The sequence below is a fragment of the Bradyrhizobium sp. CB1717 genome (assembly GCF_029714325.1).
GTDB lineage: Bacteria > Pseudomonadota > Alphaproteobacteria > Rhizobiales > Xanthobacteraceae > Bradyrhizobium.
Genome location: NZ_CP121666.1, coordinates 4,360,135 through 4,372,383, shown reverse-complemented (window position 1 = coordinate 4,372,383; position 12,249 = coordinate 4,360,135). Strand labels below are relative to the sequence as shown.

Annotated in this window: 14 protein-coding genes; 2 read left to right on the top strand and 12 right to left on the bottom strand. The window is 65.0% G+C overall.

Going from position 1 to position 12,249, the window contains the following annotated elements; all coding sequences use genetic code 11:
- Positions 1-182: 182 nt before the first annotated feature.
- From clpS to QA649_RS20815, 3 genes are all read right to left on the bottom strand, one after another.
- The gene (clpS, locus tag QA649_RS20825) at positions 183-515 is read right to left on the bottom strand and encodes an ATP-dependent Clp protease adapter ClpS (RefSeq protein ID WP_164988163.1); all 333 of its coding nucleotides are present in this window, start codon (positions 513-515) and stop codon (positions 183-185) included.
- A gap of 341 nt (positions 516-856) precedes the next feature.
- Entirely contained in the window at positions 857-1,207 is a 351-nt protein-coding gene (locus QA649_RS20820) for a hypothetical protein (protein ID WP_283025805.1), read from the bottom strand.
- A 54-nt stretch (positions 1,208-1,261) separates the two neighbouring features.
- The gene (locus QA649_RS20815) at positions 1,262-1,600 is read right to left on the bottom strand and encodes a phasin family protein (protein ID WP_018647402.1); all 339 of its coding nucleotides are present in this window, start codon (positions 1,598-1,600) and stop codon (positions 1,262-1,264) included.
- A gap of 388 nt (positions 1,601-1,988) precedes the next feature.
- Here QA649_RS20815 and QA649_RS20810 point away from each other — a divergent pair, with 388 nt between their 5' ends.
- A complete protein-coding gene (locus QA649_RS20810; RefSeq protein ID WP_283025804.1) occupies positions 1,989-3,836 on the top strand; it encodes a D-alanyl-D-alanine carboxypeptidase in 1,848 nt (615 codons plus the stop codon).
- 216 nt (positions 3,837-4,052) lie between these two features.
- Here the strand turns inward: QA649_RS20810 and QA649_RS20805 are convergent, their stop codons facing one another.
- The 4 genes from QA649_RS20805 to QA649_RS20790 all read right to left on the bottom strand — a co-directional run bounded on the left by QA649_RS20805 (position 4,053) and on the right by QA649_RS20790 (position 7,839).
- A complete protein-coding gene (locus QA649_RS20805; protein ID WP_283025803.1) occupies positions 4,053-4,778 on the bottom strand; it encodes a DnaJ domain-containing protein in 726 nt (241 codons plus the stop codon).
- 65 nt (positions 4,779-4,843) lie between these two features.
- Positions 4,844-5,590, bottom strand: a complete 747-nt coding sequence (locus QA649_RS20800; RefSeq protein ID WP_018647399.1) for a hypothetical protein — start codon at positions 5,588-5,590, stop codon at positions 4,844-4,846.
- 124 nt (positions 5,591-5,714) lie between these two features.
- Positions 5,715-6,575 (bottom strand): alpha/beta fold hydrolase, encoded by an 861-nt coding sequence (locus tag QA649_RS20795; RefSeq protein WP_283025802.1) that lies wholly within the window; start codon positions 6,573-6,575, stop codon positions 5,715-5,717.
- Between the two features lie 340 nt (positions 6,576-6,915).
- Entirely contained in the window at positions 6,916-7,839 is a 924-nt protein-coding gene (locus tag QA649_RS20790) for a division plane positioning ATPase MipZ (protein ID WP_018647397.1), read from the bottom strand.
- Positions 7,840-8,123: 284 nt separating this feature from the next.
- Here QA649_RS20790 and panC point away from each other — a divergent pair, with 284 nt between their 5' ends.
- Positions 8,124-8,975: a pantoate--beta-alanine ligase gene (gene panC, locus QA649_RS20785; RefSeq protein ID WP_283025801.1), complete on the top strand. Its 852-nt coding sequence runs from the start codon at positions 8,124-8,126 to the stop codon at positions 8,973-8,975.
- On the opposite strand, the gene QA649_RS20780 is transcribed toward panC, so the two are convergent.
- The 5 genes from QA649_RS20780 to QA649_RS20760 form a co-directional block, all read right to left on the bottom strand.
- Positions 8,972-9,412 (bottom strand): DUF1489 domain-containing protein, encoded by a 441-nt coding sequence (locus QA649_RS20780; RefSeq protein WP_018647395.1) that lies wholly within the window; start codon positions 9,410-9,412, stop codon positions 8,972-8,974. The two genes, panC and QA649_RS20780, sit on opposite strands and share 4 nt — an antisense overlap.
- 42 nt (positions 9,413-9,454) lie before the next feature.
- Positions 9,455-10,450 (bottom strand): hypothetical protein, encoded by a 996-nt coding sequence (locus tag QA649_RS20775; protein WP_283025800.1) that lies wholly within the window; start codon positions 10,448-10,450, stop codon positions 9,455-9,457.
- Positions 10,451-10,607: 157 nt separating this feature from the next.
- Positions 10,608-10,811, bottom strand: coding sequence for a hypothetical protein (locus tag QA649_RS20770; RefSeq protein WP_018647393.1), 204 nt, complete (start codon positions 10,809-10,811; stop codon positions 10,608-10,610).
- Positions 10,812-10,999: 188 nt separating this feature from the next.
- Positions 11,000-11,368 (bottom strand): YidB family protein, encoded by a 369-nt coding sequence (locus tag QA649_RS20765; protein ID WP_283025799.1) that lies wholly within the window; start codon positions 11,366-11,368, stop codon positions 11,000-11,002.
- Positions 11,369-11,454: 86 nt separating this feature from the next.
- Positions 11,455-12,129 carry a glutathione S-transferase family protein gene (locus QA649_RS20760; protein WP_283025798.1) on the bottom strand — a complete coding sequence of 225 codons (675 nt, stop codon included), beginning with the start codon at positions 12,127-12,129 and terminating at the stop codon, positions 11,455-11,457.
- Positions 12,130-12,249: the final 120 nt, after the last annotated feature.

The following is a 12,249-nucleotide window of genomic DNA, read 5'->3' as shown; positions in this document are numbered from 1 at the left end:
GCAGCTAGCCACCTGGGCTATTTTCAATGCAAAACCCGTTCCGATTTGGGCAGGGTCGGCGCCGGTGCAGAATTCCTCAAATCCTGCCGGCTGCAGCAGACATCGCGCGCAGGCATCACGCGACAATCACCTTGCGACAGACACGAGAGCCGCCCTCAAGACGCGCCGTAAGGTAACCTACCCTACTTCTTTTCCATCACGCATTGCAGCGGATGCTGGTGCTTGCGGGCGAAGTCCATCACCTGCGTCACCTTGGTCTCGGCGATCTCGTAGGTGAACACGCCGCACTCCCCGATACCGTGATGGTGAACGTGCAGCATGATCTTGGTCGCCGCCTCGATGTCCTTCTGGAAGAACTTCTCCAGCACATGGACGACGAATTCCATCGGCGTGTAGTCGTCGTTCAGGATCAATACGCGGTAGAGGTTCGGTCGCTTGGTCTTCGGCTTGACCTTGGTGATGACAGAGGTGTTCGGACCCGTCGGACTGCCGGAACGGTTCTCGTCATTGCTCATCCGGGGAGCGGGAGCGGCGATGGCCGCGGACAGGTCGAGTCTGGACAACAGTTGCGGCATGGCTCAGGCGTTCAAGGTCCCCACGGAAGCGTATGACGGTCTGCCGCGGAGCCCCGGCCTTCGGAGCTTCACACAGGCGCACCGCCTCGTTGGATCGCCGCTTCCAACCGGTCCGGTCCAAGCCGTATCGGTCGTCAACAATATGGGCCCGCCCCCGGCTCGCCGCAAGCGTGCAAAGGTCCGGCCGATGCGGCCGCGACGGTCCCGATTCCCGATCCGGACGATCCTGACCGAGGTTAGTCAATCCGGACCGATTTGACAAAAATTTCCGCGCCGCCTGGTTAGAACATGTTGATCAGGAACCCGCCGGCCAACTGAGCTGTGACGGTTTCGCGCGGGATCGTCTCCGGACTTCTACGGTTAAGTCGAGCTGCCGCCTGAATCGCCTGGCGCAAAATCGGGCAAGGAAGAAGCGGTGCGAAATGCCGGGACCCGTGAGCATCGTGATCTTCGTGCGGGTGAACAACCGGCAGCGAACCCATCGCCAGCGCATCGCAATCTTGCGCGAGCAGCTCCAGCAAGCTCGCCCCGAGCAATTCGGCGAACCCGACCGTCCGCGCACATTCAGGAAGATCGAACGAGCCGGCCGTCCAAGCGGCGCGTGGTGCGCCGAGACGAACCTGTCGCGACAAACGAAAAGCCCGGCTATTCAGCCGGGCTTTTGCTTTCAGGATATCCGGGAAAGCTTAGTTGGCGGCCGGGGTGAACTTCGACACGATGGTCTCGACCGGCTTGAACGCCTGCTTGGCGAGGTCGTTGTAAAGGCCGGCGATCTTCTGCGATTCCGCGACGAAGGTCTCGTAGGCGGAACGGGCGAAGTCGGTCTGGGCTTCCATGGCCTTGTCCAGCGACTTCACGCCGGAAAGCTTCTCGACGAAGGACTTGGTGTCTTCAAACGACTTCTTGGTGTAGTCGCCATAGGCGCTGGCGATCGCCTGGAGGCCGTGCTGCACCGAGGTCGCGGAGGCAACGCACTGCTCGAAGTGCTCTTTCCCGTAGTTCTGAAAGTCTTCAACCTTGAACATTTCGGAATCCTTTTCCCTGGCTCTCGTCGGGAAGCCCCGGCTCCCTGACTGTGCCCATAATTAGTGCAACGCACAATAAAGTCAAGAATCTTGTGCGCCGCACAAAAACTATATGCAAATCGCGGAGATTCCCGGGGTTTCCCGCAAGGGTTCCTTAAGCTTTTGGAAACCGCGGGCCCCTACCCTGATTCCCTGGACGTGTTCAGCTTCTGCAATCGGCCAAAGCCGTTTGAGAACATCACCTTAGCCAGAACAGCGGCTCAGGCCCAACGTCCCCCGCAGCGAACACCCGCGGAGGGACAGCCTGAGCAGGTAATGATCCCGGGTCCGATGGGCACAATTTCGCCTCACGGGCCGGTGATCAAGTCAGAAACGGGGACGGGGTTCCATGCTTCGTAAAAACTTGTCTTCCTCGCGCTTGGCGCGGGTTGGCGTTTTCGGGCTTCTTACGGTCACCACCGCAGTCATCTTCACCACCGATGCTGCCGAGGCGCGGCGCCACCGGCGCCACTACGCGCACCACCGGGTGCAGCGCGACGTATCCGAGAGCTCCAGCCCGAAATTCGCGTCCATCATCGTCGACGGCAATTCCGGCGCGGTGCTTCAGTCGAACAACCCGGACGGAATCCGCCACCCTGCCTCGCTCACCAAGATCATGACGCTCTACCTGCTGTTCGAGCGTCTCGAGTCCGGCAAGATGAAGCTCGATACCGAGATGCCGGTGTCCCAGCATGCCGCCGATCAGGATCCGACCAAGCTGAACCTGCGCGCCGGCCAGACCATCCGCGTCGAGGACGCGATCAAGGGTCTCGTCACCCGCTCCGCCAACGACGCCGCCGTGGTCATCGCGGAAGCGATCGCCGGCGATGAAGACGACTTCGCCCAGATGATGACGCGCAAGGCGCGCTCGCTCGGCATGTCCCGGACGGTCTATCGCAATGCCAACGGCCTTCCCAACGACGAGCAGGTCACGACCGCGCGCGACCAGGCCACGCTCGGCCGGGCCATCCAGGAGCGCTTCCCGCGCTACTATCGCTATTTCGCCACCTCGACGTTCAACTGGCGCGGCCAGTCGATCCGCAACCACAATCACCTGCTCGGCAGCGTGGAAGGCGTCGACGGCATCAAGACCGGCTACACCCGCGCCTCCGGCTTCAACCTCGTGTCCTCGATGCGCCGCGGCAACCGCCATTTGATCGGCGTGGTGCTGGGCGGCCGCAGCGGCGGCTCGCGCGACGCCATCATGCGCAACCTGCTCGCGGAAAACCTCGAGAAGGGCGCGACCACGCACACCGTTGCCGCCGTCACCGAGCGCAATGGCGCCGACACCTCCACCGACGTTGCCGACGCCTCGGATACTCCCTCGGCCCGGCCTGCTCCGCAGGTCCAGGCCGCGGCCCCTGCTCCCGAGGCCGCCCCGTCGCGTCTCGCTGCGCGCCTGTCGACGCTTGCCGCGGCGACGGCCGCGGTGCCGCCGGCCCCGCCCAAGCCGGAAGCTAGCAAGCCCGAGGTCCGGCCGACTGAATCCAAGATCGAGCCCGCCCCGCTCACCAATGGCGTGATCTCGAGCCAGCCGCTCTCGATCATCCCCGGCTCGTCCGAGCCGATGAAGCCGGTCCGGGTCAAGACCGTCCAGGTCAAGGCCGGCGCCGTCAAGGTCGCCTCCGCCGCCCCGGCTCCGGTCGCACCGCAGGTCACGAGCACGATTGCCTCCCGCTCCGACGTCGCGGAAACCTCCGGCGCCGTCGTCGCCCGCGCCGATCTGATCAACAAGCCAGAACCGCAGGTCCAGACGGAAGCGCCGAAGGCGGACGTCGCCCGCACCGAGCTGCCGCGCCAGCCGGCCGGCTTCGGCACCGGTAATGGCCTCCTCGGCGTGCTGCCGGCAACAACCGCCGCCGCGCCCACCCCGGCCGCCCCGAAGCTTGCATCCGCCGATCCGGCGCCGCAGCCGATCCAGATGAGCGCCACCACCAAGCCGGCCGTCCACAGCGGCTGGATCGTCCAGGTCGGCGCGCTCGAGAGCGAGAACGAAGCCCAGCAGCGCATCGACGCCGCGCGCAGCTCGGCCCGCGGGCTGCTCAGCAAGGCCGATCCGTTCACCGAGCCTGTCGTCGCCAAGGATAATCGCAAGCTCTACCGCGCCCGTTTCGCCGGGCTCGAGCGCGACCAGGCCGAAGCCGTCTGCCGCGCCCTGAAGCGCGCCGACATCTCCTGCATCACGGTCCGCAACTGATCGTCTGAACCGCCCCGATCAAAATGCCCGCGCCTTGCGCGGGCATTTTTGTTTTCGGTATGCGCCGAGCCCGTTCCGCGACAACCTCTCGTCAACAATTTACGGTTAAATTTTTACTCAAGGGATCGACCACGCCGACAATGGCGGGCATCGGGGCGACGACAGACAGAGCAGCGGAGCTCACGCGGTACGGGCGTTTGTAGCGTAGTGCCGGAGTTAGCCGTTATGCGTGCGAAGCAGAGTATCCTTGGCCTCGTTTACCCGGGCAGCGAGATACGTCGAGCCCCCCTGGTCGGGATGGAGTTTCTTCATCAGGGATTTGTGGGCCCGGCTGATGTCGTCGCGCCCCGCTCCCGGCTGCAAGCCAAGGATCTGATAGGCTTCCTCCGCCGTCATTTTGCCACTCGCCGCCGTGCGGCGCTGCCGCCCTGCCGCATCGCCCTGCGCGTTCTGACGCCAAGCGGGAAACCGGCGGTCCAGATAGCTTTCGAGTAAGGCGACGCTCTCCGCGTCGAACGCCGGGACCATCGCCAGGAGCCCAGCGAGATCGAACTCGTCGAGATCGCGCCCGGCGTGAGGTCCGGCGACGATCCGGCCGCCGAGCTGGCCGGAATCGTGGTCGAGCCGCATGTCGAGGAATTGCGAGCGGACCCGCGAGGCCTGCCCGGACGCGGGCGCAGCGCCGCCGCCAAACAGCCCGCCGATGTTGCCGAAGCCGGCATTCGCCAATGGCGTCCAGCCGAGCAGCCCGGCGCCGAAAATTCCAAGCGGAATTGCCACCGCCAGCTCGCCCCGCAAGCCCGTGAAGGCCGCGACCGCCAGCGCCACAACACCACCGCCAAACTTGATGGTGCGCGCCAGCACCGCCGGATTGGCGGAACGGAACATCTGAAGCAACAGATAAAGCGTGATAACGGCGACGGCGCCGGCGATCAGGGTCATGGCCGGAATATAGTCGGCCTTGCGCCAAAATGCATGGCGTTCGCCGCCGAAGGCCAGCCTGAGCGCTACTTCATCTGGCCGATCAACATCGCCGCGCCGTTCGTGGTCGTCGCCAGCTTCAGCAGCGCCTCGCGGCCGCCGGCGGCATAGGCGGCAGCCGCACGCAACAGCTCTCGCAGTTGCGCCGCCGCGCCCGGATCGAACCGGCACCAGGCACCGCCAGTCAGGCGCGCAATCTCGCGAAAGGCCTTTTCGGCCACGGCATCGTGGCCTTCCTGAAACAGGAAGACGGGCACCTTGAGCATGCCGAGCTCGCCGGCCTTGGCGCAGAGCTCGTCGATCTGCTCTTCCATGGCGTCGCCGACGAAGACGACGGCGCGCACGCCGGATGCGACTGCCTCGCGCCGTGCCTCGCTCAACACCTTGCCGATCTGGGTGTCGCCGCCGCGGCAATCGATCTTGCTCATCAGCGTCGCCAGTTTGGCGCTGTCGGAGATCCACCCTGAGGCGCGGCACTCGTTGAAGCCGCGATAGTAGACCAGGCGGATGTCGAGACTGCCGAGCGCCGCGGTTTCGCGAAACATGTCGGCCTGAAGCGCGCAGGCCATGTCCCAGGTCGGCTGTCGGCTCATCGTCGCATCCAGCGCGAAGATCAGCCGCCCCTTTGCACCGGGCGCATGAGGCGACAAGGCACGCGCCTTCGCGACGAAGGCAGCAATGTCCTCCGAGGTCGACGTGCTAGCCTGCGGCACCGCGCCGCCGGCCTTCGTCGAAACGGCGTCACCGCGCGGCTTGATGGGTTCGCCCGACATCGCTGCTCAACCAAGCGTGGGCGACTAATGTGGTGAACGCAGGCAAGCCGGTCAATGTGCAAAGCCCCCGCGGGCGGACGCCGGCGGGGGCTTTGAAGATCGGTATCGGCCTTTCGGTGAGGCGTCAGCTCTTGGCGGGTGCCATCAGAGCGACCGGACCGGGCTCGAGGATCTTGGGCGGGGACGACTGCGTGTCGACCGGCGCGACCTCGCTGTCCGTCGCGCTCAGGAACTTGTCGAGCATGCCCTGGATCGAGTTCTTGGCCGCATCCGGACCAGTGTCGCGCATGTCGTTGTGCTGGAATTCGGTCTTCACGACCTGGATGCCCGCCTTCTCGCATTCCTCGTCCGTCGGGATCACGCCCGCATCGGCCTTGAACTGCGGATCGGTGGAGCGGAACGACAGGATCTTGAACTTGCCGGCGGTGACGAAGGGCACGCGCAGATTATCGAGCGTGACGACCTTCTTGACCTCGTCGGGATATTGCTTGGCGAAGTACATGGTGATGTCGCCGCCCATGGAGTGGCCGACCATCGTCACCTTGTCGTAGTCGGCGTTGGGCTGAACCTTCTTCATCTCCTGCATGGCGAGATGGATGTTGGCGACGCCGCGCAGGATCTGCGGCAGCCTGCCGACATAGAGCTCGCCGGGCTTGGTCACCATCGGAGGATCGGTCGGCAGATCATGCTGCGGGCTCACGACCATGTAGCCGCGCGCAGCGAAGATGTTGGCGAGGAAGCCGTACTCGGTGTTCTTGACGGTATTGCCGTGATTGATCACCGCGACCGGCAGCGTGATCATGCCGGCATTGGCCTGCATTTCCTTGTCGCGGCGCACCGCGATGTCGACAGGCACGGGACGGTTGTCGCGCGAACCGTCGTAGAAGGTGATGGTCTCGTGCTTGATCGCCCACTTGCTCGCCGTGAAATAGGCGATGCCGCAGAGGGCACTGACCGAAACCAGAACGGCAATTCCACGCTTCATTTTCGTCCTCAGCCTCAGGCTCTTACGGCCTGAATCCCTGTTGAAAATCGTGTTCTTCCGAGGCTCTTCGGCCCCTGGTCGCCTATTCCCTAATATATGTCACAGCAGCGTGACAGGAAGGCTAAATATTGTGAGCCGCCAGCCCTTTCATTGTGCGGCGCACTCGTTTCTTGGGCACCTCATTCCCATACCGCTACGTGAGGATGCAGGTCACCATCCGACGCAACCAGTCGCGATGGGGTTCAATTTCGCAGTAAACATGCGGTGAAACGGCCGAGCGCCGACTTGGTTCCGGGCAGGAACCAACCTCTAGATGGACCGGAAGTAGCGATATACCGCCTCAGGCACCGAGGATGTCGTGAACCTCGAGCGGCTTATCGACCTGGCTGAACCATTCGGCGCGATTTGCCGCACGGCGGCGGCCGCGCTCGTCGAGCGGCAGCTTAAGCTGGCGGAGCAGGCTCGTCACCTCCTCCCGCGCAGTGAGATGGCCGAGATTGGGCCGCATGCCGAGCGTGGCCTCGTCGATCTCGTCGAGGGCGGTCAGGCCGCGCGGGAAGAACTCGCGGTAGACGACGCGCTCGGCGAAGCCGTCGACATAGCGGAAGCCGAGCCGCAGCGATAAATCCTTCAATCCGTCGGCGACGAGCTGCTTGTTGCGGGAGCCGAGCATGGACAGGCGGTTGCGCACCACGATCCAGTCGGTGGTCGAGCCGTCGAGCTGGCGGCGCTTGCGGCGGGTATCCCTCACCATCTCGGCATAGTGGCTCTCGCCCGTCACCGCGTAGTTGGCGGGGTCGACGGTACCGAGCACATCGAAATCGAGGAAGCTGTCGTTGATCGGCGTGACCAGCGTGTCGGCCATCGAATGGGCGAGCCGCATCAGGTAGCTGTCGGTGCCGGGCGTGTCGATGACGATGAAATCGAAGCTGCTCTCGACCGCCGAGACCGCCTCCATGAACTGCAGGAACTCGGAGTTCTCGTTCTCGGCAATCTGCATGGTCTCGCCGAGCTTGATGCAGCGGTGCACCGGCAGCTCGAGGTCAAGCTTGGTGCGGCGGGCCCAGGCGGCGCGGTTGTCGATGTAGTGGGTGAAGCTTTGCTGGCGACAGTCGAGGTCGATGGTGGCGACGCGCTGACCGGCCTTCAGGAGCGCAACGGCGATGTGCAAGGCGGTGGTCGATTTGCCGGAGCCGCCCTTCTCGTTGCCGAGCACGACAACATGCGCCGAGCCTGACTGGCCTTGGCTTGCTTGCACGAGCATAGCGATCCTCAAAACCCCTAACGAATATCTTCGAGTTGGCCGCGTCTGCGGTCAAGTGAAATGCGTGACAGGTAATGCAAATCGCAGCGCGCCGTTCTTCATCATGAATGGCGGCGCCATTCATCGTCTGTGATCCAGCCCACAATGTCGCGATATCGCGCGTGGCTTTGCGCGGGATGCTGTGCCGCATGCGGGTGCATGGCGTCCACGACTGCCACTTGTTAAGGTTAGCCGGCCCAGGCGCCGAGCCGTTCCCCGCTGATTCGCAACCCCGTCGAGTCCTGATGTCGCCAAGTCCCCTGATCGCCCGCACGGTCCCCGCGCTCCGGCGCACCGTCGACAATCTTCGCAAGCGAAAGGCCACGATCGCGCTGGTCCCGACCATGGGGGCGCTCCATGACGGGCATGTGTCGCTGGTGCGTCTCGCCAAACGGCGGGCCAGCCGTGTCGTGGTGTCGATCTTCGTCAATCCGACCCAGTTCGCTCCGACCGAGGACTTCGGTGCCTATCCGCGCACCTGGAAGTCGGACATCGCCAAGCTCGCGGCCGAGGATGTCGACATCGTCTGGCATCCCGGCGTCGAGGCGATGTACCCGGAAGGCTTTGCCACCCGCATCGTGCCCGAGGGGCCGGCGCTCGCCGGCCTCGAGGACCGCTTCCGGCCGCACTTCTTCGGCGGCGTCGCCACCGTCGTCGGCAAGCTGTTCATGCAATGCCGGCCGGATGTTGCGATCTTCGGCGAAAAGGACTTTCAGCAGTTGCGGGTGGTGACGCAGATGGCGCGCGACCTCGATCTCGGCGTCAAGGTGATCGGCTCCCGAACCGTGCGCGAGCGCGACGGGCTCGCGATGTCATCTCGCAACGTCTACCTCTCGGCCGAGGAGCGGCAGACCGCGACCACGCTCTACCGCGCCATGAAGGAGAGCGCCGGCCGCATCCGCGGCGGCGAAGCCATCGCGCCCGCGATGGCGCGCGGGGCCGAGATGATCAAGGCGGCGGGCTTTGCGCTCGACTATTACGAGGCCCGCCATGCCGCGACGCTGGCGGAGGTCACCTCGCGCAAGGACGGGCCGCTGCGCATCCTGGTCGCGGCCAAGCTCGGCACGACGCGGCTGATCGACAATATCGCGGTTTAGAGCAACCCGAGATCGCGCAGCTCGCGCCGCATCGGCTCCGGCATGGCCGCAATGGAGCCGGCGGCAGACTTGCCGAGATCGGCCGGCACGGAATCCTCTGTGAGATAGCGCCAGCCCTGGAACGGGCGCATCGGCCGCGGCGAGACCGAGATCACCTTCGGCTGCATCACGATGCGGCAGCGTCCGATGCCGTCCTTGTCGCGGAACGGCTCGATGCCGATGATCTTTTCGCGTGCCGCGATCTCGCCCTTGATGACCCAATAGAGCGATCCGCCGGCGAGGATCTCCGCGTCACGCTTGGGCACCATGCGGGTGATGTGGATGTGGTGTTGCGGCAGACCTTTCTTCTTGGCGGTCTGCATCCGTTCGGCCACCCACTCCTTCAATTCCTTGACGGAGTCGCAGCCGACGGCGAGCTTGATCAGATGGAGTGGCATGCCCCAGCATTAGCCGGGCAGCCACGCATTTGGAATGCCGAACTACTCGTTATCCGCAGCCGGAGCAGCCGGCGCGGAAGCCGGCGGCGCGAGCGGAACCGGTGCTGCCGCGGGCGCACGCGCGGCCTTCGGCGCCGGCGGCTTCTTGGCAGAAGGTGCCGCGGGTGCCGCAGCCTGCGCCGAGGTCGCGGCCGGCGCGCGCGGTGCTGCTGACGCAGCGCCAGCGGCAGGCGCCGCCTGCTTCGTCGCCGCAGTGGGCGGCTCCGGATTCATGATGCTCACCGGAGGCGTCGACGAGGCGCTCGGGAACTCCGCATTGGTCGGCTTGCCCGTCGGCATCGACGGCGGCAACCCCGCGAGCGTGGCGGTGGCAGGCATCGACGGCGCCGCCCCGGGGGCATTCCAGGTCGGCGCATAGCGTGCGACCAGCGTGTCGTAGAGATGGGAATCCATGTTGGCGGCGACCTGCTGCTGATCGGTCAGCGAGCGGAAGGCGGCACAATCGAACTGCGTGCAGCCGTCGCGCGCGACCAGCACCTGCGCGACGAGGCCGTAGCGATCACGCTCCAGCGACTTGCGCAGCACCTTCATGTCGAGCGTTAGGCTCTTGTCGGCGGTCGCGGCATCGCCGAGCGCGGTGAGCCGGTCGATCCTGGCCGCGGTGTAGGCAACGGCCGCCGCCGCTGTGTCGGGTGCGCCGAACAGCGCCTTCTCGCAGCCCGCGGCCACGGCATCACCGGCGAGACCGTCGAGACAGGACAATGCCGGCAGGCTCGCGGTGACCGCGGCCTGTGCGCGCGACTCGGCCGGCGCGTCCTGCCCCGCCGTTCCATAGACGTGAACCATGGCAGCCCCGGCGATCGCGATGGACAGCAGCGTGATGACCGTCAGCGCGCCGTTGGCGAGCGACCTCTCGGCGCGGAGCAGCGTGATCAGCAGGATCAACCCGAAGAATCCGGCCGCGACCAGCGTCATCCACATCGGAAGGGCCGGCGAGCGCCAGATTTGGTCGAGCGAAGTGGCCGATGCCCAGTTCATGCGCGACGTCCCCTCACGCGAGCAAAGAGCGAATGGTCAAGCGAGCACCGCGAGTCGGCAGCTGCCCCCGGTCCACCCTGCGAAGGCGAAGCGGGCCTTTTGACGGCGAGCGGAGCAAATTCGTCCGCGATGGCAATGGGCCGGTGTCGGCCGCGCTTCAGGACAGCGCCAGCTGACTTTCCTTGGCGACCCGTTCGAACGCCTCCGTCGAGCTTTTGATCCGGTACTGGCAGTCGTCGCCTTCCGTCGGCAGCAGGCGGATGACCTCGTACGAGCCGCTGGCAGCGGGGCGCGCGACGTTGCTGGCCGTGAACAGAACGCGCGTTCCAACGGGGAATTTGTGCTTCAACACCCTCTCCATTACTCAAACAACGCCTGCCTCGCCCATGGTCCCACTGCGATGGCCGGCCGGAAACCCGCGTGCTGTATAGCATGCATGCGGCGTTTTTGACCAGCCTCATGCAAGCCTGGTGAATGCACAAATTTTGAAGTCTTTTCAGGACGATAACAGGGAACCGCGGCCCCCTTTGATATCGCTGGAACCAGGCCCTACGCGGTATGGGGCAGATGGCCCTGCGGGCTGGCCTGGTCGACAGCCTTGGGCAGTTCCTGGGCCAGGATCTCGCCGAGCTGGTCGACCGGGATGTTGTAGCGGGCGGCGAGCTGGCGGACGGTGTCGTTGCCGAGCACGGCGCGGAGCTGGTCGGCCGAAATGGGCAAATTGTGGCCGTTGCCGAGCCAGGATTTGACCTGGTCGCCAAAGCCGGCCTGCTGGAGCTTTGCGACGATCGCGCTGAGCCCGCCTTGGTTGTTGCTGCCGAGCACTTCGTTCAGCACGGTCGGCAGCACGGCGGCACCGAGCTGGCCAAGTGCGCTGCGGAGCGCGGGATTGTTTTCCAGCGAGTCCAGGATTCCCATGGCGCCCTCTCCTAAGCCGTCGTTGCACCGTGATTGAGCGCCGCTGTCAGACATACCGTCAAGCCGGCGCTCAATCACAATCATGCTCACGCGTCCTCGAACTTCGCGATGAGAAGCGTTTCGGCAATCCCCTCGCGGGTCCATTCCTGGAACGCCGGCAGCGCCATCATCGTATCCATGTAAGCCTTGGTGTCCGGCGCGACGTCGATCGCATAGGTGCGGAAGCGGTGCACGACCGGGGCATACATCGCATCCGCCGCGCCGAAACGGCCGAACAGGAACGGCCCCTGCGACGGTCCCTTGGCTCCATAACGCGCCCGGCACTCGCGCCAGACCTCCTCGATGCGCGCGACGTTGGCCTTCGCATCGGCCGACAGCGCCACAGGACGGATCGGCCGGTGCAGGTTCATGCCGCATTCGCTGCGCAGCGGCACGAAGCCGGAATGCATCTCGGCGCAGACCGAGCGGGCATGGGCGCGGGCCGCGGCGTCGTCGGGCCACAGCTTCTTCTCCGGATAACGCTCGGCGATGTATTCGATGATGGCGAGCGAATCCCACACCGTCACGTCGCCGTCGACCAGCACGGGCACCTTGCCGGCGCGGCTGAAGGACAGGATCTGCTCCTTGTCGGCGGGATTGTCGGTGTAGAGCGGGATCAGGGTCTCCACGAATGGGATGTCGTTCGCGCGCAGCGCGAGCCAGGGCCGCATCGACCATGACGAGTAGTTCTTGTTGCCGATCGCGAGCTTGAGCGTTGCCATGTCACCAGTCCTTCCCGAGACGTCTTGAAGCGAGCTGCTTTTAACGCCATCACCTGCCGCCAATCAATCGTTGCTGCGCCCGGCCATGCGTGGCAATCGTTGCGATCCCCGAGGGAGCAA

Excerpts from the sequence above, each read along its gene's own strand:
- QA649_RS20810 (WP_283025804.1), top strand. The coding sequence starts at position 1,989 with ATGCTTCGTAAAAACTTGTCTTCCTCGCGCTTGGCGCGGGTTGGCGTT.
- QA649_RS20780 (WP_018647395.1), bottom strand. The coding sequence starts at position 9,412 with ATGCCACTCCATCTGATCAAGCTCGCCGTCGGCTGCGACTCCGTCAAG.
- QA649_RS20775 (WP_283025800.1), bottom strand. The coding sequence starts at position 10,450 with ATGAACTGGGCATCGGCCACTTCGCTCGACCAAATCTGGCGCTCGCCG.
- QA649_RS20805 (WP_283025803.1), bottom strand. The coding sequence starts at position 4,778 with ATGACCCTGATCGCCGGCGCCGTCGCCGTTATCACGCTTTATCTGTTG.
- QA649_RS20790 (WP_018647397.1), bottom strand. The coding sequence starts at position 7,839 with ATGCTCGTGCAAGCAAGCCAAGGCCAGTCAGGCTCGGCGCATGTTGTC.
- QA649_RS20760 (WP_283025798.1), bottom strand. The coding sequence starts at position 12,129 with ATGGCAACGCTCAAGCTCGCGATCGGCAACAAGAACTACTCGTCATGG.
- QA649_RS20815 (WP_018647402.1), bottom strand. The coding sequence starts at position 1,600 with ATGTTCAAGGTTGAAGACTTTCAGAACTACGGGAAAGAGCACTTCGAG.
- QA649_RS20770 (WP_018647393.1), bottom strand. The coding sequence starts at position 10,811 with ATGGAGAGGGTGTTGAAGCACAAATTCCCCGTTGGAACGCGCGTTCTG.
- clpS (WP_164988163.1), bottom strand. The coding sequence starts at position 515 with ATGAGCAATGACGAGAACCGTTCCGGCAGTCCGACGGGTCCGAACACC.
- QA649_RS20795 (WP_283025802.1), bottom strand. The coding sequence starts at position 6,575 with ATGAAGCGTGGAATTGCCGTTCTGGTTTCGGTCAGTGCCCTCTGCGGC.
- QA649_RS20765 (WP_283025799.1), bottom strand. The coding sequence starts at position 11,368 with ATGGGAATCCTGGACTCGCTGGAAAACAATCCCGCGCTCCGCAGCGCA.
- QA649_RS20800 (WP_018647399.1), bottom strand. The coding sequence starts at position 5,590 with ATGTCGGGCGAACCCATCAAGCCGCGCGGTGACGCCGTTTCGACGAAG.
- panC (WP_283025801.1), top strand. The coding sequence starts at position 8,124 with ATGTCGCCAAGTCCCCTGATCGCCCGCACGGTCCCCGCGCTCCGGCGC.